This is a genomic window from Phenylobacterium sp., from assembly GCF_030698145.1.
Taxonomy (GTDB): Bacteria; Pseudomonadota; Alphaproteobacteria; order Caulobacterales; family Caulobacteraceae; genus Phenylobacterium.
In genome coordinates this window covers 1-17180 of record NZ_JAUYNW010000069.1, presented here as the reverse complement: position 1 = coordinate 17180, position 17180 = coordinate 1, and the positions used below count along the sequence as shown (strand labels likewise).

The 17180-nt window shown below is 68.2% G+C and carries 21 protein-coding genes; 10 read left to right on the top strand and 11 right to left on the bottom strand.

Annotated elements, in window-relative coordinates:
• From Q8Q77_RS10270 to Q8Q77_RS10260, 3 genes are all read right to left on the bottom strand, one after another.
• A partial coding sequence (locus tag Q8Q77_RS10270; RefSeq protein ID WP_305583479.1) for a fatty acid desaturase occupies window positions 1-380 on the bottom strand: 380 nt, incomplete at its 3' end.
• Entirely contained in the window at window positions 377-655 is a 279-nt protein-coding gene (locus Q8Q77_RS10265) for a hypothetical protein (protein WP_305583478.1), read from the bottom strand. The genes Q8Q77_RS10270 and Q8Q77_RS10265, both read right to left, overlap by 4 nt.
• Window positions 656-715: 60 nt before the next feature.
• On the bottom strand, window positions 716-1585 hold the full coding sequence (locus tag Q8Q77_RS10260; protein WP_305583477.1) for an alpha/beta fold hydrolase: 870 nt from the start codon (window positions 1583-1585) through the stop codon (window positions 716-718).
• Between the two features lie 208 nt (window positions 1586-1793).
• Between Q8Q77_RS10260 and Q8Q77_RS10255 the strand changes: the two genes are divergently transcribed.
• Window positions 1794-2447: a TetR/AcrR family transcriptional regulator gene (locus Q8Q77_RS10255; protein WP_305583476.1), complete on the top strand. Its 654-nt coding sequence runs from the start codon at window positions 1794-1796 to the stop codon at window positions 2445-2447.
• A gap of 563 nt (window positions 2448-3010) precedes the next feature.
• Here the strand turns inward: Q8Q77_RS10255 and Q8Q77_RS10250 are convergent.
• The 5 genes from Q8Q77_RS10250 to Q8Q77_RS10230 all read right to left on the bottom strand — a co-directional run bounded on the left by Q8Q77_RS10250 (window position 3011) and on the right by Q8Q77_RS10230 (window position 7230).
• The gene (locus Q8Q77_RS10250; protein WP_305583475.1) at window positions 3011-4405 is read right to left on the bottom strand and encodes a carotenoid oxygenase family protein; all 1395 of its coding nucleotides are present in this window, start codon (window positions 4403-4405) and stop codon (window positions 3011-3013) included.
• A 119-nt stretch (window positions 4406-4524) separates the two neighbouring features.
• Entirely contained in the window at window positions 4525-5151 is a 627-nt protein-coding gene (locus Q8Q77_RS10245; RefSeq protein ID WP_305583474.1) for a CoA pyrophosphatase, read from the bottom strand.
• Between the two features lie 99 nt (window positions 5152-5250).
• On the bottom strand, window positions 5251-5817 hold the full coding sequence (locus Q8Q77_RS10240) for a hypothetical protein (RefSeq protein ID WP_305583473.1): 567 nt from the start codon (window positions 5815-5817) through the stop codon (window positions 5251-5253).
• Window positions 5814-6380, bottom strand: coding sequence for a hypothetical protein (locus Q8Q77_RS10235; RefSeq protein ID WP_305583472.1), 567 nt, complete (start codon window positions 6378-6380; stop codon window positions 5814-5816). Before Q8Q77_RS10235 ends, Q8Q77_RS10240 begins: the two co-directional genes overlap by 4 nt.
• A gap of 70 nt (window positions 6381-6450) precedes the next feature.
• Window positions 6451-7230: a hypothetical protein gene (locus tag Q8Q77_RS10230; protein ID WP_305583471.1), complete on the bottom strand. Its 780-nt coding sequence runs from the start codon at window positions 7228-7230 to the stop codon at window positions 6451-6453.
• A 211-nt stretch (window positions 7231-7441) separates the two neighbouring features.
• On the opposite strand from Q8Q77_RS10230, the gene Q8Q77_RS10225 reads away from it, so the two are divergent.
• On the top strand, window positions 7442-7708 hold the full coding sequence (locus tag Q8Q77_RS10225; protein ID WP_305583470.1) for a hypothetical protein: 267 nt from the start codon (window positions 7442-7444) through the stop codon (window positions 7706-7708).
• Here Q8Q77_RS10225 and Q8Q77_RS10220 read toward each other — a convergent pair.
• Window positions 7669-7917, bottom strand: coding sequence for a hypothetical protein (locus Q8Q77_RS10220; protein ID WP_305583469.1), 249 nt, complete (start codon window positions 7915-7917; stop codon window positions 7669-7671). The genes Q8Q77_RS10225 and Q8Q77_RS10220 overlap by 40 nt on opposite strands.
• A 216-nt stretch (window positions 7918-8133) precedes the next feature.
• Between Q8Q77_RS10220 and Q8Q77_RS10215 the strand changes: the two genes are divergently transcribed.
• The 6 genes from Q8Q77_RS10215 (at window position 8134) to Q8Q77_RS10190 (ending at window position 12496) form a co-directional block, all read left to right on the top strand.
• On the top strand, window positions 8134-9087 hold the full coding sequence (locus Q8Q77_RS10215) for a protoglobin domain-containing protein (protein WP_305583468.1): 954 nt from the start codon (window positions 8134-8136) through the stop codon (window positions 9085-9087).
• A 12-nt stretch (window positions 9088-9099) separates the two neighbouring features.
• Window positions 9100-9474 carry an STAS domain-containing protein gene (locus Q8Q77_RS10210; RefSeq protein WP_305583467.1) on the top strand — a complete coding sequence of 125 codons (375 nt, stop codon included), beginning with the start codon at window positions 9100-9102 and terminating at the stop codon, window positions 9472-9474.
• Complete coding sequence (locus Q8Q77_RS10205; protein WP_305583466.1) at window positions 9464-9865, top strand: anti-sigma regulatory factor; 402 nt, start codon at window positions 9464-9466, stop codon at window positions 9863-9865. The genes Q8Q77_RS10210 and Q8Q77_RS10205 overlap by 11 nt, the downstream gene beginning before the upstream one ends.
• On the top strand, window positions 9862-10485 hold the full coding sequence (locus tag Q8Q77_RS10200; RefSeq protein ID WP_305583465.1) for a SpoIIE family protein phosphatase: 624 nt from the start codon (window positions 9862-9864) through the stop codon (window positions 10483-10485). Before Q8Q77_RS10205 ends, Q8Q77_RS10200 begins: the two co-directional genes overlap by 4 nt.
• Window positions 10482-11981, top strand: a complete 1500-nt coding sequence (locus Q8Q77_RS10195; protein ID WP_305583464.1) for an ATP-binding protein — start codon at window positions 10482-10484, stop codon at window positions 11979-11981. Before Q8Q77_RS10200 ends, Q8Q77_RS10195 begins: the two co-directional genes overlap by 4 nt.
• A 137-nt stretch (window positions 11982-12118) precedes the next feature.
• Window positions 12119-12496, top strand: coding sequence for a VOC family protein (locus Q8Q77_RS10190; RefSeq protein WP_305583463.1), 378 nt, complete (start codon window positions 12119-12121; stop codon window positions 12494-12496).
• A gap of 454 nt (window positions 12497-12950) precedes the next feature.
• Here Q8Q77_RS10190 and Q8Q77_RS10185 read toward each other — a convergent pair whose 3' ends face one another.
• The gene (locus Q8Q77_RS10185) at window positions 12951-13871 is read right to left on the bottom strand and encodes an HNH endonuclease (RefSeq protein WP_305583462.1); all 921 of its coding nucleotides are present in this window, start codon (window positions 13869-13871) and stop codon (window positions 12951-12953) included.
• 582 nt (window positions 13872-14453) lie between these two features.
• On the opposite strand from Q8Q77_RS10185, the gene Q8Q77_RS10180 reads away from it, so the two are divergent.
• The gene (locus Q8Q77_RS10180; protein WP_305583461.1) at window positions 14454-14630 is read left to right on the top strand and encodes a hypothetical protein; all 177 of its coding nucleotides are present in this window, start codon (window positions 14454-14456) and stop codon (window positions 14628-14630) included.
• Between the two features lie 243 nt (window positions 14631-14873).
• Window positions 14874-15641, top strand: a complete 768-nt coding sequence (locus Q8Q77_RS10175; protein WP_305583460.1) for a hypothetical protein — start codon at window positions 14874-14876, stop codon at window positions 15639-15641.
• Window positions 15642-15671: 30 nt separating this feature from the next.
• On the opposite strand, the gene Q8Q77_RS10170 is transcribed toward Q8Q77_RS10175, so the two are convergent.
• Window positions 15672-17180 (bottom strand): vitamin B12 dependent-methionine synthase activation domain-containing protein (locus tag Q8Q77_RS10170; RefSeq protein ID WP_305583459.1); only part of this gene is annotated, 1509 nt, incomplete at its 5' end.

The following is a 17180-nucleotide window of genomic DNA, read 5'->3' as shown; positions in this document are numbered from 1 at the left end:
TGGTGTTCATAGTGGGTGAGGCGGGCGGCTTCATAGGACAGCCCCAGGGGAACCGGCGACAGGTGGCCGACGAGTTCGTTCAGCCAGAACAAGGGTTCGCCCTCCCGGGCGATGATCCTGTGCTGGGCCTCGTGCGAGGGCAGGTAGGAGAGGATCACGTTCAGCGTTGCGATGGGCGCCGCCGCCCACAGAGGAAGGACGCCGGACAGGGTCAAGGGCCAGAGGGACAGCCAGACCACCAGGTTCGTGAACGCCCAGACGATGGAGCCCCACGGAAGGCCGCCCATGAATTGCTCGGCGACCGAACGCTCCAGGCGCAGCAGTTCCTGGGTTGTGAGCGCGCCGAGATCGCGCGCCTGCACCGTTGCGGAAACGCTCATATCCACCGACCCCTCAGGTTCGCGAACGCGCCCCACGATCCGCCGATCGCGAGGCCGGCGAGCAGGGGCCACTGAGCATGGGCCGCCGCGGGAAGCGCGCGCTCGAGCAGTTGCGCGATCAGCGGCGCGATGAAGCCGAGCCCGAAAATCAGCGGCATGCCTTGAAGCAACATCGCCAGCAGGCGGCCCATGAGGCTGTCAGGGGCCGCGGCCGGCGGATCTGATCCGACGCCGCCACCCGGCGGCTGTGCGAGGCTATCGCGGGGCATGATCATCTCTCTCCCTATCGCCTGCTTCAAGCAGGTTTGCTGATCCAGAGTACGGCCCGGCGAGCGTCAGGCGGGGCGGCGCAGCCAGTCGAGGATCAGTTCGGTGACGTCTGCGGGGCGTTCCCGATGCAGGAAGTGGCCGCAGCCTTCGAGCACCTTCCACTCATAGGGTCCGGTGAAGAATTCCTTCTGCGGCTCGAGCATCTCCCACCGCATGTCGTTCGAGCCGCATAGCGCGAGCATCGGCACGGAGATCGGCCGGTTGCAGGCCTCGTCAAGCGCCTTCAGGGCCGGATCGGCCCTGGCCGGGCTCAACATCGCGCGATAGTAGCCCAAGGTCGCCGCCAGGGCGCCGGGCTTGGCCAGCATCTGCTTGATCGTGGCGATGTGGGCCGCGTCTTCATGGCCTGGAGACCAGTCGTTCCAGAGGTAGTCGATGAACGCGTAGTCGTTCGCCGCGATCGCGGCCTCGGGCATGTCGGGCAACTGGAAGAACCACCAGTGAAACGAGTGGTGAAGGTGCTTGGGCGAGGATAGCAGGGTGCGCCGAATCTGGGCGGCGTGCGGAATGGCCATCGCCACGGCGCGGCGGACCAGTTCCGGAAACGCGGCGACCACGTTGTAGGTGATCCCGGCGCCCCAATCCTGGCCGACAAGATAGACCGGCTCGCCACCGCCCAGGGCGACGATCAATTCCTTCACGTCGAGGGCGAGGGTCGCGCTGTCATAGTAGGCGTTTTCGGGCGTCTGGCTGGGCGGGTAGCCCCGCAGGAATGGCGCAATGACCCGATAGCCGGCGGCGGACAGCGCCTTGGTCTGGTGGCTCCACGAGTGGGCGTTGTCCGGAAATCCGTGCAGCAAGAAGACGGTCGGTCCATCTCCTTCTTCCAGGTAGGCGAACTCGAAGCCGTTGGCCCGCACTCTGCGCTCTTCCATGTGATCCTCCCTTGTTGACCCGAGATCCAGCAACAGCGTGGCCACTCCACCCTCGAGGGCTAACTCTAGCGCGGCCGCGGCTTGGTCCTCCGAATGTCGCTCTATAAAGGAACTCATGAATTCCTTTATAGAGATATCGGTGGGACCCGTTCCCTTGTCAAGGAGTCCGCGCTATTGCCGCTTGAAGGGAAAACTGGATGGACGCCAATTGACGAAATCCGTTTCGCCGGGGAGCGGACGACGAATCGTCAGTCCTGGACGCCCGCCCAAGGCCCAGGAGGAGGCCCGCCGGGCGCACCTCCTTTCCGTCGCCGCGACGGAGTTCATCGCCCATGGCTTCAGCAAGGCCAACGTGATGCGCATCGCGCGTGCGGCGGGTGTCTCGAACAAGACGATCTATGCCCGCTACCCCAGCAAGGAGGCGTTGCTGCTCGCGGTCGTGGCCGAGATGGCGAACGTTTCGCTTCTAGGGCTGATGGCGGACATGGCGGCCAATGAAGGCAACCCCGAATGGGTGCTGCTGGCGTTTGGACTGCGCATCGCCGAAGAATGGACGCGCCCGCGCGAGGTTGGGCTCTACCGGCTGATCCTGTCAGAGGCGCATAGATTCCCGGTCCTGGCCGATATCTTCGAGCAGCAGATGGCGCGCATGCGCAGCCCTCTTGAAGACTATCTGAGCGAGCAGGCGCGCCAGGGCGTGTTCACGATCCCCGACGTCAAGGGGGCGGCACGTCAGTTCGGGCTGCTGGTCTATGCCGAGGCTAGAGAACGCGCCCTGCTGGGCGAGGTTCAGTCGGCGGAACAGGTCGAGGCGATTGCCCGGCGCGGGGTCCGTCTCTTCGTTGCGGGCTACTCAGCCTAGGCTGCGGGCGTCCGCGGCCGGCTGCAGCTGCAAGGCGATCCGCCCTGCGGGACGCGGGGTCCGAAAGCCCTCATGCGCCGTGGCTTTCCTTGCTGGCCGCGCCGGCCATCCGCTGGATCTGAAACACGTTCGCGGGCAAGGCCTGGCGGGTGGCGCCGCCGCATCGGATGAGCCGTCAGCAAAAAGGGAAGCCCCGCCAGAGCTTGAAGCCGAGCCGGTTGCGCCGCAGGCGCTTATGGAGCCTCGGGCGCAGAGTTTCGCGTTCGATTGGGCGGTGGCTGGTGTGGTTGCGCTTGGCGCCGGCGCCAATTGGGTGGCTCACCATTCCCTCTCGACCGCCAGCGCTGCGCATGTGGGATTCTTCCATCCGCCGCCAGAACCCGAACCATGCGCATCGTTCCCCACCCCGACGAACCATCATAGGCGCCTAGGGGATGGTCAAGTTCCACCGTCACGGTTTCCGCCCACAAACGGACCTTCCCATGGTCTCAAGTGATCCCAAAGCGGCCACGGGCGGGCCGCCGAATTAGGTCAGGCGCTGCGCGCACCCGCCCCGACCAGCCCTATCCCCGCGCCACGAACGACCCGTGGAACCCCGCCGGGACCCGGTGGTCCAGATGGGCGCGGGCGACCGGGCCGTCCTCCAGGCGTAGCGCATCCAGCACCACCAGATGGCTGGCGTTGCGCGCCTCGTCGAAGACGGTGGCCAGCAGCCAGCCGTCGCCCTCCTGCGTCGACCCGGCCCTGGCGACGAACACCGGCTCGGACACCGCCTGGCGCTCGGGCGCCCGCCACAGGGCCATCTCGCCGGTCTCGTGGTCGTAGCGGCCGATCGCCCGGTGCAGCAGGTCCCCCGTGCCGGGCCCGCCCAGCGCGGCCACGAAGCCGTAGCGGCAGGCCCGCCCGCTCCGGCGCTCATCGATGCGCGGATATTCGCAGACCACCTCGCTCAGACGGCGGACAGCGACCGGCTCGCCCGGCGCAAGGGTCCAGCGGGTCAGGAACTGGCGCAGCGACGCCTCCGGCGCCATCCGTCCGTCGGGCGTCGGGAAGGCCGGCGCCGCCTGCTGGCAGAGGTCGACATGGATCGCCTCGCCGTCCTCATGGGCGTTCAGCATGTGCCAAGCCATGCAGGCCAGCGCCGGGAACCAGCGCGCCTCGCCGCCCGCCCGGGGCATGACCCCCACGAAGGCGCCCCGCTCGGGCTCCCAGGCGATCGGCGGGGCGCCGGCGCGCAGGCGCTCCAGCGACAGGGTCAGCGGGCAGACGATGAACACCACGTGCCCGCGGGTGATCGCGAAGTCGTGGACCAGGGCCGGATAGGGCCCGGCGATCTCCACCGATCGGATGATCTCCCCCCGCGCGTCGGCCACATGGAAGGCCAGCGCGCCGTCGAAGGCCCGGCTCGGGAAGTTGGTGAAGAACAGCATCTCGCCCGTATCCGGGTCGAACTTGGGGTGGGCGGTCATGGCGCCGGGCAGGCGGCCGGCGAAATCGAATGGCCCGAGGGTCTCCAGCGAGCCGGGGTCGATCTCGATCGGCCTGTGCCCCTCCTCCAGCGCCAGCAGGCGGCCGGCATGGGCCACGATGTGGGTGTTGGCCGCCCCCTGGCTCTCCACCCGGGCCACCGAGGGATCGTGGTCGCGGGGATCGGCGGTGGCGAACAGCGCGCGCCCGGCCTGGCGCTCCAGCTCCCACTGGCGTGTGCGCACCCATCGATTGCGATAGGCGACCCGCCCGCCTGCGATGTCGAAGGCGTGGATCATCCCGTCCCCCTGCAACGGGTTATAGGCGCCGCGCGGCGCGAACTGCGGGTTCGGCCCGATGCGGTAGAGCACCCCGTCGAGGTCGGCCGGGACCGCCCCCTCGATCACCAGGTCGGGACAGTCGCACTCCATCCGGATCGGCTCGAAGGCGTCGCGCAGCAGGGGGTTGTCGGCGGGATGGGGCGTGGCCATCGGCGGGGCTCCGGGGCTGTCGAGAACCGCCCAGATCCTAGGTCGAAGAAACTTGCCCGGTAGACTTGTCTTTCATCGCCGCCTCAGCCGGAGCCCCCTTCGGGCGAAAAAAGTCGCTCTCAGCGCCAGGCGAACACCGGCTGCTCCAGGTCGGCGACCCGGGTGACCCGGCCGGCGACCAGTTCCCGGAACTGGTAGACCAGGGCCGCCGTCGGGGCGTGGATGTGGTGATCGCCCAGCCGCAGCCGGATCACCGGGCGCGGACTCTCCGGGATGGTCTCGAACACCACCGCGTCGTCACGCAGCATTTGGTCGAGCCGGAACCGATGCGCCGAGGCCACCTCCAGCGGGTTGGGCGCGAGCGCGCGCGCGTCGTCCAGCCAGGCGACCACCGGGGTGACGGCGTAGCCCGAGCGCGTCGGATAGTCGTCCAGCACCCCCAGGATGTCCGCCGCCGGCAGGGTGAGGCCCAGCTCCTCCTCCAGCTCGCGCAGGGCCGCGGCCTCCAGGGTCTCGCCGGGATCGCAGCGCCCGCCCGGCAACGCCCACTGCCCCGCATGGGCCCGCATCTGCGCCGCCCGCCGCGTCAGCAGGAAGGCGCTCTCCCCCGAGCCGTCGTCGGCCTCCACCAGGGTGATCGCCACGGCGGCGCGCTTCAGCCCCTCGCCGGCGTGGACGATCCGGGGAAAGTCCCGGCACAGGCCCGACAGGGTTTCGCGAAAGGCCGGGGTGAAGGGACAGCTCATCGCATCTGAGCTACCCCCTGCGCGGCCGATCGAGAAGGCCGACGTGATCGAGCAGCAGGCGGGCGACGCCGCCGGCGGCCCTGTTTTCGTGGGCGGCCGCTACTTCTTGCCCTTGTCCAGCTTGGCCTTCGACGCCGTCAGCCGCGCCTCGTCGGCCGGGACCAGCCGGAACCCGCCGGTGACCAGGCCGATGCGCACGGTTTGCTCGACGTAGTAGGTCAGGCCGGGCTCTACCTCCATCCGCAGCCGGTCCTCGGCCTTGTTGACCGCCATCGGCCCGGTGATGTTGTAGCTGTGGAGGCCCGGCTCCACCTCCAGTCCGAACCCGCCGCCGTTCGGCAGGTCCCCCAGGTGCGGCGCGCCCTTGGCGGCCTTGCCGTCATCGCCCACCTCGACGATGTGATAGGTGTAGATCGCCCCGGTCAGGCGCGAGGGCCGGAAGAAGATGATGCGGCCCTTGCCGGACGGAACCGCCGCATCGGCGGCGGGCGGCGGGGCTTCGGGCGCAGTCGCCGCAGGCGTCTCGGCGGCCGGCGCGGGCGCGGCCTCCGGAGCCGCCGGAGCCTGCGCCTGCGGCGCGCTCGGCGGCGCCTCCTGGGCGAAGGCCGACGCCCCCAGCGCCAGCGTGACGGCGGCCCCGGCCGCCCAGATCGCAAACCTGCTCATTGTGTCTTCCCCTCGGATCGCGCGGACGCATTGACTTGGAAATCTTCGGCCAGGCGCACGGTGGTCCGGGTGCCGGCGGGTATCTCGATCTCTCCGCCCTTGATCAGTATGGCGACGGGCGCGGCGTAGGGCACCAGCATGACCCCGGTCGCCAGGTTGACCCGGCTCTTGCCGGAGACCATGAGCGACATGCCGCGAACCCGCACCCGGCGCCCGTCCAGGTCCAGGTGCCGCGCGGCGACGATCAGCTTGCCCTGCTTGCCGCTGATCCCGGCGCGCGCCACGTCGATGACCTCGCCCTCGCCCGTCGCGCCCGCGGCGGCGACCTCGACGCCCGAGCTGGAGATCGGCGCGGCCAGGCGGATGGCGAACCGGTCGCCCAGCTTGTTGGTCGCCGAGCTGAGCGTGCCCACCAGCTCGATCTCGACCTCGGTCCCGGCCGGCAGCCGCAGGGACGTCGCCGCCGCCGGCGGCGCCTCGGCGCTGGCCGGAGCCTGCCCCGCGCCCACCTGGCCCAACCCGACCTGCGCAAGCGCGCTCAATGCAAGGAATGCTGACAACACCTGGAACGACTCCCCCGTTCGCCTAGTAGCACGACCCCGAACCGCCCGCCCAGCGCGAGATTCACCACCCCTAGGCGTGGGCCGGCCGCGGCACTTCCTCCCCGGCCAGGTTGACGAACTGCGGCGCCCCCGGCTCCGGATCGCCGAAGTTACGGATTATGACGTTCATGATCGTCCCGCCGCCCTCCCCGTCCCCGTCGTCCGGCGCGGGGCCCAGCGCCCGGCGCAGCCCGTACTTCTTCGGCGCCGTCAACGCCGAGCGCCAGCGCAGGGTGCGGATCCGCAGGTCGTCGGCCCGCACGGTCTCCGCCGTCGCCTCCAGCGCGATGTCCATGGCCAGGTCGAACATCAGGTCGGCGGCGATGTCCTTGGCCGCCAGATAGGCCTCGCGGAACACCATGTTCCCCCGCGCCCAGTGATAGATGGTCGGCGCGCACGGCATGTCGGGATCGGCGCCGATGGAGAGCACGCTCTCCCCGCCCGCGATCCGCGCGCAGATCGCCTCGCCCAGCTCGTCGCGATAGGCCGAGGACCGCCCGCCCCGCCGCTCCCCGCTGGCCGCCCGCGCCAGCGCCTGGCGCCACCGCCGCGAGATGTCGGCCCGGCGCTCGGCGCTCAGCCGCTGCGACCGCGCCTGGTCCTTGGCCGCCTCGTAGGCCGCGCCGAACTCCGGCTCCCGCCGCGCCCACAGCCGCACGGCCTGGACGCTCGGCATCCCCGCCTCCCGGCAAAGCGCGGCCTCGCTCGCCCCCGCCGCCAACCGCGCGCAGATCGCCCGCCCCAGCTCAGCCGAATAGCGCACAGGCGCCCGAGCCCCGGCGCGAGCCGGCGGCGGAGACGTGAATGGCATGGGGGCTCCAGCGGATCGATGAAGCTGAAAGGCTCTCACGAACGACGCGCAAAGTCAAGAACAAAACAGGAACAACAAAGCCTGGAACGTCGGCGCCCCGCCCCCCCACACCGCGCGGCCCTTCGTCGCGCAAGCCGCTATTCGTGCGGGCCATCCCCACCTGGGCGCGCACTGTGGCTTGCCGGTCAGAACGACGGGCGGGGTGCGGCACATGGCGACCTACCAGATCTTTCTGATCGACTGCCTCGGGAGCGTCGAGGCGGAGACGTCCTTCGACGCGACGAGCGATGAACGCGCCGTCGCGATCTGCTCGCGCGCCAACCCCGGTTCCCAACGCCTGGAAGTCTGGGCCGAACGGCGGTTCGTCGCCCTGTTCCCGCAATCGCGGATTGACGCCCAGACAGCAGCGCGAGCCGCCGCGCTGCGGCTGGCGGGTCCTTACCCGGCCGCGCGCGCGCCCTTGGCGGTCAGCTTATAGTAATAGCGCAGCTCGCCGGACGCCGCGTATCGGTCGCCCCGCACACGGTCCTGCTCCAGCAGGCCCTCGTTGCACAGCCGGTTGAAGCGCCGATGCTCGATGACGCCCGTGGGAAGCGTCTCTAGGCAACGGTGGGTGACGACGGTCAGCCCGCCGTCGCGCAGCGCTCTCGCCAGGAGTTCACGGTCTCGGTCGTTAACCTTTCCCATCTTGGCGAGTCCAACGACTCTTACACCTCAGGGTTCCGCCTAAGGCTCATCTCGGATCGGGGAGCGCCCGGCGCGCGATCCGTTCGGCGAGCCTTCGCCACAGTTCGGCGCCTCAGACACACCGATCGCGGGTGTGTCGCATTGACTCGCTCGTTGGGCGAGATACCGCTTTCTGGGTGTAATTTATAGTTCTATGGTCCGCGTCGCGAGGTGATTATGGCCGAAATTCATAAGTATTCGGACATCCGGTTGCGACAGGTTCTGGATTACGACGCCGAACGACGGCTACGATTTGTAAACCTCCAACCCTTGGATCTAGCGCACATCGCCGACCTCAAGGATGACGTCATCAAGCATCTCGACGAACACGTCGCCGCGTTCTTCGCCTATCTCGATGAACTTCCTGAAGGCTCAGGTCTGTTCCCCAACCGCGAGATGCGCGACGAGGCTGTCCGCATGAAGCGTGAGCACCTGATCGCCATGGTCGGCGGCGAGTACGGCAAGGAGTATGTCGAGCAGCGTATCGCCTTCGGCGTCGCCTACAGCCGGGCCGGATTGGACGCGCGCATGTTCCTGGGCGGCTTCCACGCACTGCTGCGCTCTCTGGGCGCCCGGATCATGCAGAAGGCCAAGGCGCCGATGCCGGCGTTCGACCGCTTCTCATCGCTGAAGAAGGTCGCCTTCTTCGACCTCGGGATCATCATCGACGTCCTGATCGCCGACCGCGAGAGCACCATCGCGATGCAGCAGGAGGCCATACGCGAGCTGTCGACCCCGACCTTGCAGGTCCGAGATCGCCTGCTGATTCTGCCGATCATCGGCGTGCTCGACACCCATCGCGCCCGGCAACTCACCGAGAACCTGCTGCGGTCGATCCGCGACAATCGGGCGAAGGTCGTGGTGATGGACGTCACCGGCGTGGCGACCGTGGACACCAAGGTCGCCAACCACCTGCTGCAGACCATCGCGGCCTCCAGGTTGATGGGCGCGGAGGTGATCATCACCGGCCTGTCGGCCGAGGTCGCCCAGTCGCTGGTCACCCTCGGCGTCGATCTGGCCAAGCTCAACGCCGTCGGCGACCTGCAGGGCGGCCTCGAGCTCGCCGAGCGGCTGCTGGGGTACGAACTTGTCCGCATCGTCCACCCGGGCGGGGGACGCGCCTCGGCGTGATGGTGCGACGCCGTGGCGGTTCCCATCCTCAAACAGGGCGATATCCTGATCGCGTCCATTCAGGCCGCGCTCACCGACCATGACCTCGTCGAGCTGAGGGACGAACTCGCCGCGAGGGTCGGCAAGCACCGCTCGCGCGGCGTCGTCATCGACGTCACCGCCCTGGACGTGATGGACTCCTTCGCCACCCGCACGCTGCGCGGCCTCGCCGAGATCACCCGGCTGCGCGGCGCGCGCACGGTCATTGTCGGCATTCAGCCGGACGTGGCCTTCGCCATGGTGCAGCTGGGCATGGGCCTCGGAGAGATCTCGACCGCGCTCGACCTGGAGGAGGGCCTGGAAGCGCTCGCCGCCCTTGGCCGGGAGGGGGGCGTCGATGACGGATGAGACCTGCCTCTGCGTCGAACGCGAGGCCGACGTGGTCATGGTTCGCCAGAGGGGCCGGGAGTTGGCCGCCCTGGCCGGGATCTCGGGCAGCGACCTGACGGTGGTCGCCACGGCCATATCGGAGATCGCCCGCAACATCATCGTCTATGCCGACCGCGGCGAGATCGTCTTGAAGATCGTCACGAACGGCCACCGGCGCGGCGTCGTCGTCATCGCCACCGACCAGGGACCAGGCATAGCCGACATCGACATGGCGATGCGCGACGGGTTCTCGACCGGCGCCAGCCTGGGACTTGGCCTGCCGGGGGCCAGGCGGCTGATGGACGAGTTCGAGATCGTCTCCGAGGCGGGCAAGGGAGTCACCGTGACGATGATCAAGTGGTCGCGATGAGCTCCGCGGCCCTCATCAACGACGTCGTCGAATGGGGAGTCGCCGGCCGGGCGCTGGCCGGTGCGCCGGTCTCGGGCGACCTGCACCTGGTGGAGCCGTTCGAGGGCGGCGCCCTGGCCGCGGTGATCGACGGCCTGGGACATGGCCGGGAGGCGGCGTTCGCCGCCAGGGCCGCCGCCACCGCCCTGTCACGTCGCCCCGGCGCGCTGGTCACCGACCTGATCCAGCTGTGCCATCAGGAACTCAGGGCCACCCGCGGCGTGGTGTTGAGCCTGGCGTCGTTCGATGCGGTCCGCGGTGTCGTCACCTGGGCGGGCGTGGGCGATGTGGACGGCGTCCTGGTGAGGGCTTCGGGCGCCGCGAAGGGCGCGCGCGAGTCGATCCCACTCCGCGGCGGCGTCGTCGGCTATCGGTTGCCGCCGCTGCGCGAGGCCGCCTGGCCCGTATCGCGAGGCGACCTTCTCATCCTCGCCACCGACGGGGTGCGTCACGGCTTCGCCGCCACCGTCGCCGACGGTCGTCCGCCCCAGGCGATCGCCGAGGCGATCATTGCAGATCATGGCAGGTCGACCGACGATTCCCTGGTGCTCGTCGTGCGGTATCTGGGGGCCGCGTCGTGAGCGGCCTGGCCGTCGACCTCGCCTCCGACTTCGCCGACTACGGCCCGATGCTGAGCCGGCAGTGCCGCGAAGGCGGCGAGGCGGGCCTGCATGACGCCTATCTGATCGGCCGCCGGGCGCTCAATGGCGGCTACAGCGTGCTCGACATCGTCCAGGCGCACCACGACGGCCTGCTGTCCCTGGGGGCGTCGACGCCGGCCGAGGGCGCGCGGCGCATCGAGCGGGCCGCGGCGTTTCTCGGAGAGTGCCTGGCGCCTTTCGAGATGGCGGTTCGCGGCCTGCACGCATCCAACGCCAGCCTGATGACCCTGAACACCGAGCTGGAGGCCGCCAACAGCCGGCTGAAGGCCGAGACGGCGGGGCGTGAGCGCATCGAGGAGACCTTGCGCCAGGCGCAGAAGTTCCAGGCCGTGGGCCGTCTCGCGGGCGGCGTGGCGCACCATTTCAACAACCTGCTCACCGTGATCCTGGGCAATCTCGACATCGTTCAGCGGCGCGACCTCGATCCCGCGGCGCGCCACAAGCGTCTCGCGGCCGCCACTGAGGCGGCGATGCGCGGCGCCCGGGTGACCCGGCAGCTGCTCACCTTCTCGGGGCGCCAGCACCTGAAGCCTGACCTGTTCGAGCCCGATGCGCGCCTCCCGGACCTGGCCGCCCTCATCGCCGGGTCGCTCGGCACGGAGGTTTCGGTCGAGTTCGCGTTCCCGCCAGGCCTCTGGCCCGTCAAGCTGGACGCCTCGGAGCTTGAGCTGGCGCTCCTCAACCTGTGCATCAACGCGCGTGACGCCATGCCGGCCGGCGGGCGCCTGCGCGTCTCGGCCGCCAACCGCGCGATCCGCGACGAGCGGCTCGGCATCGACGGCGACTACCTGGCCATCGAGGTCGCCGACAATGGCGAGGGTATCGCGCCGGACGTCCTGTCCAAGGTGTTCGACCCCTTCTTCACCACCAAGGATGTCGGCGTCGGCACGGGGCTTGGACTCAGCCAGGTGCATGGGTTCGTGCATCAGTCGGGCGGCGCCGTGGACATCGAGAGCGAGGTCGGGCGGGGCACGACCGTCCGGCTCTACCTGCCCGCCCTGACCGACGCCGAGACCGGGACCGGGACCGACGAGCCGGCCTTGCGCGGGGCCATGGGAACGATCCTCGTCGTCGAGGACGACGTCGATGTCGCTGAGGTGGCGGTCGAGATCCTGGCCAGCTGCGGCTTCGAAGTCAGGCTCAGCTATCGCGCCCAGGGCGCGCTCGACCTCCTCCAGCGTGGCGAGAAGGTGGACCTGGTGTTCTCGGACATCGCCATGCCCGATGGGATGAGCGGCATAGAACTCGCCGCCGAGGTCAAACGGCGACATCCCGATCTGCCCGTGCTGCTGGCCACCGGCTACAGCGACGCCCTGAGCGACGCCGAAGTCCTGGGCTTCCAGATCATCGCCAAGCCCTACCGCTCGAACGACCTGTGCAACCGGATCGACGCCCTGCTCGGGACCGCGCGCTGACGGTCCTTCGAGGCCGCGCGCCATGCCCATCGCCGCCCTATCTTGTCACCGCCGCGATCCTGCCGCATCTGGTAGGTGCGCTAGACGCGACAACAGGCTGGCCGCCAAGGCCCGCGCCACCGGGGAGGAACAACACGATGTTCTCGCACATCATGATCGGCACCAACGACCTGCAGAAGGCCAAGTCGTTCTACGACTCGCTGCTTGGCGCCCTGGGCGTCCCACCGGCCCGGGTCGACGGCCATCGCATCTTCTACATGACCCCGACCGGGGTTTTCTCGGTGTCGGAACCGATCAACGGCGAACCGGCCACCTTCGCCAATGGCGGCACGGTCGGCTTCGCGTGCGACTCCCCGGAACAGGCCGACGCCTGGCACGCCGCCGGCGTCGCCAGCGGCGGGACCACCTGCGAGGAGCCGCCCGGCGTGCGCGCCGGCGGCATGGGCAAGCTCTATCTGGCCTACCTGCGCGACCCCGACGGCAACAAGCTCTGCGCCCTCCACCGCATGGGCTGACGGGCGGCCGGAGGCGACGGGACCTGGAGGGGCGGGAGGGGAATCTCGGATGTACTTAAATCCCGGCCCCTTCGCCCCGCATCTCGGATGCTGAAAACCCCTGAAGGCCGTGGCAGCCTTGGAGCTTCGCCGCCCGGCCTGGTCAAGGACCGCCGCAGGCGACCGCGCCAGCGGCGGCGGCCAGCGCCGTCCTTGAGGAAGCCGGGCGGCGGAGGTCGGCTCGGCTAGCGGCCTCAGAATTAAGTACTGTGTCCCCGAATTTCCCCCCGAATTTCCCCCCGAATTTCCCCCGAATTTCCCCCGAATTTCCTCAGGGCTCATCGTCGGATCGGGCGCGGGCCAGCTGATCCCGGTCGCACCCCACTCCCGCTCGTCATCCCGGTTTGCGCCGCGAAGCGACGCAAGACCGGGACCCATAGACTCCGATTAGGCGGATGAAGCACGGCGTCGCGGTTCACGCCGCGATGAACCGCTCTCGATGCCTCGCCACGTAGGTCGCGTGCGGCCGCAGCCGCGCATCGTTCGGCAGATGAATCCGATCCATCTGTTTCGCGAACAGACCGATCAAATCGCTCGGCACTCGGTTGTGCGCCACCAGCAACCGGTAGTCGTCGGTCAGCGAAATCAGGTGCCGGTCGAACAGCCAATGCACTGTGCCCGATAAAGCTAGCCCATTCTGCACCACGTCCGGTCCGCCCTCGCCGACGCCCCAGATATGCGCCGCCTGCACCTCCGAACGGCCGCCGCCATTGATGATCCGCAGCCCCGTGACCGCGCAGCGGTCGTCATAGGCCTCGCACACCTGCCGCCTGAAATTGGCATCCCTGATCTTGCGGTTGACCAGCATCAGTTCAATCCGCCGGACCTGCTCCTCGGGTGGCGCATCGGGATGCTGAAACATCGCCTGCTCGACGTCCTGAAGGCCCGCCAGACCCAGCCGCAGAGCGTTCTCCGGCGCCAAAGTCTCGCTTAGCCCGGCCCGCACGATGGCCGTGAAATCGGCGTCCTCCAAGGGCCGCATCGCCTTGCCCTGCAACCCGGCGCCGACGCGGTTCGGGTCGCCGATGGCGCGCAAGGGCGCTTCCCAATAGGTCCCGTCCCCGCCGAATGGCACAGGCCTGTCGAAGGGCAGGTAGTCGTCGATCACCGCATAGGCGTGATCCGGCCGCACGGGGTCGGGATCGATCCGCAAGACACGCGCGACGGCGATATAGGCGCGCCGTCCGCTATTCCGTTGCGGCTCCCGATAGACGATCCAGTCGCCCACCACCGCCTGCGCCACGCCGAAATAGTTGCTTCGGGTCGGGAAGTGATACTGGCGCGTGACCTCATCGTCGTAGCCCGAGTTCGGCTTCGTATCGAAGACACCTTTCACCGAATTCGCCCGCCCCTTCGTCGCTCAGCATCCCATCGGATGCTGAAAAGCCCTGAAGGCCATGGCGGCACTGGAGCTTCGCCGCCCGGCTTGGTCAAGGACCGCCGTAGGCGGCCGCGCCAGCGGCGGCGCTCAGCGCCGTCCTTGAGGAAGCCGGGCGGCGGAGGTCGGCTCGGCCGGTGGACCGGAAGCCCACCCCGCCTGTCATCCCGGTCTGCGCCGCGAAGCGACGCAAGACCGGGACCCATAGACTCCGATATCGCCGGATGCGGCATCTTTGCATTGATCACCTTCATTATCGCAGGCGCTTTTTTAGTGGGCGTCTTGATCGTCAAAACGCCCGCAACCGCGCCAATTCCGGACGTCTCAACTGTGCAGCCGCAGAGCCAGAAGAAATCGTCTCATGATGTCCCGGCGCAGCGCGGACGGTAGAGGATCGGACTTGTCGCCCTGCGCCGCAGGCACCCAGCTAGCGGCGCCCGGCGCCGTCCTTCAGGAAGACGGGCGGCGAAGCTGGGCTCAATACCTGGCCGATGAGTTAGACCGCATATTTCTTCAAGCAGTCAGACGTCGGAGGCACCAGTGGACGAAAGCACCTTTTCCGCTCGGGTGGGCCAAGTGGCAGAGGACGCCGATACGGCGAAGCTAATCGGCGACGAAGCGAAGCGCCTGTCGCGGCCCGACAATTTCGACGATAGTTCTGCTGTTCAGGGAATGGTGAAAGAACCCGCAAAACAACACAGCATTCATCGCCGATGATTTCTCCTGCAAGTGTTGAGCGCGAGCGTTGTTTCCACCGTAGCTTCCTCTGTGCTCGAGGAGACGATTCGCAATACTTACTCTTGGGCCCCGGGGACATGATAGCTATTTCCCAGCACCGGCCCGGCAATCGCACGACCGGGAAATAGGTATCGCGCCCCCCTATTTCCCGCACTCGATTGAGCGCGAGGCTAACACGCCTAAGCGTTGCCGTGCGCCCCTGAGTCCGTGCAGGGTGAGGCGATGCGGTTTCCGAAACCCAAGTCCGCGCCGGGGGCGTTCCTCTACACCCTCTCAGCCATCGTCCTCGCGCTTGTGGCGCGAGTTCTCTGGCTTGTCGTCGACCAGAACGTGGAAAGCCTCTCGTCGGCAAAGGGGCTCGACAAGCTCTTACCGCGCTACTGGCCGATCTTCTTGATATGGCTCGGCGAAAACGCGTTTTGGCTCGTTTTCTTAGCCGCTTTCGCGCTTGGTGGGGCCCTCTCTGTGTGGGCCTACGTTGTTCTGGCCGACCGAGAGAGGGACAGCGTGCACCCGAAACAGGAGGCCCGTGAGTGGCTTACGGTGCTAGAGGCTCGCGCCCAGTTTCTGGGTCCAGAGATAGAACAACTGATCACCAAGTCAGCCGGCGCCGCTGAAGCGCGGGCGCGGACAAGGGGAGTAACCCAATGGGCTGCCGCGAGTGATCCAGACAACATTGAGGCCGCGAACGCAATGTTCGATGCCGATAACGAATGGCTTGATGCGCAGCGCGATTTCGAAGCTCACAGCATAGCGGCCCGCAACAAGCTGGTCAGTCTTCTCGCCGACGGAACACTAATCGCCACGGGTCTCCCCAAGGCAGATGGCATTGCGCAGCCCGAGGATCAGATCCCGCAGGAGTTCTGGCGCTTTCTAAATCTAGATTGGACCACGGACCAAGCCGCCGGTGAGGGTCGCTGCTACGTCGGCGTCAGGATCTCAAAACCGGGGGAACTTCGGGGACACGGAATATCGGGGACACAATACTAATTTCCACCGCTCTCACCCGCCCAACGCCCCCTACACCGGCTCATAGTTCAGGATCGGCGCCAGCCACCGCTCCGCCGTCTTCAGGTCCCAGCCCTTGCGCTTGGCATAGTCCTCGACCTGGTCCTTCTCGATCCGGCCGACGCCGAAATAGTGGCTCTCGGGGTGGGAGAAATAGACCCCCGAGACGCTGGCCGGCGGGTTCATGGCGAAGCTCTCGGTGAGCTCCATGCCGGTGGCCGCCTCGGCGTCGAGGATCCTGAACAGCTCGGCCTTCTCCGTGTGGTCCGGCTGGGCCGGATAGCCCGCCGCCGGGCGGATGCCGCGGTACGTCTCGGCGATCAGGGCGTCGATGTCGAAGGGCTCGTCGGGGGCGTAGCCCCAGAGCTCGGTGCGCACCTTGCGGTGCAGGGCTTCCGCGAAGGCCTCGGCCAGCCGGTCGGCCAGGGCGGCGGCCAGGATGGCGTTGTAGTCGTCGCCGGCCGCCTTGAACTTGGCGGCGATCTCCAGCTCCCCATGGCCGGCGGTGACGGCGAAGCCGCCCATCCAGTCGGGCTTGACGCCCAAGGGTGCCACGAAGTCGGAGAGCGCCACATTGGCCCGGCCGCCGTCGGCCTGGGTCTGCGATTTCGGCATCTGCTGGCGCAGGGTGTGGAGCCGGGTCAGCTCCTCGGTGCGGCTCTCGTCGGTATAGAGCACCACGTCGTCGCCGTCGGCTTGCGCGGGCCAGAAGCCGACCACGCCGCGCGCCTCGAACCACTTCTCCGCGATGATCTGGGCCAGCATGGCCTGGGCGTCCTTGTAGAGGTCGCGGGCGGCGGCCCCGACCACGTCGTCCTCCAGGATCTGCGGGAAGCGGCCGATCAGCTCCCAGCTGGCGAAGAACGGCGACCAGTCGATGTGCCGGGCGAGGTCGGCCAGGTCGTAGGCGACGAACGCCCGCGTGCCGATAAAGCTGGGCTTCGGCGGCTCATAGGCGCTCCAATCGGGCGCGAAGGCGTTGGCCCGGGCCTCGACGATGGTCGACCGGGCGCGGTTCCCCAGCCCCCGGGCGAACTGCTCGCGCACCTTGATGTATTCCGCCCGGGTCTCGGCCTGCAGCCGCACCTTCTCCGTGGGCGAGAGCAGGCCCGAGACCACGCCGACCGCCCGGCTGGCGTCCAGCACATAGGTGGTGGAGCCGGCCTTGTACTGCGGCTCGATCTTCACCGCCGTGTGGGTCTTTGAGGTGGTCGCGCCGCCGATCAGCAGCGGGATGTTGAAGCCCCGCCGCTCCATTTCGCTGGCCACATAGACCATCTCGTCCAGGCTGGGGGTGATCAGGCCCGAGAGGCCGACGATATCCACCTTGTGGGCGATGGCCTCGTCGAGAATCCGGTCGGCCGGGACCATGACCCCCAAGTCGATGACCTCGTAATTGTTGCACTGCAGGACCACGCCGACGATGTTCTTGCCGATGTCGTGGACGTCGCCCTTGACCGTGGCCATCAGGATCTTGCCCGCCGCCTCGCGCGGCTTGCCCTCCTTCTCGGCCTCCATGAA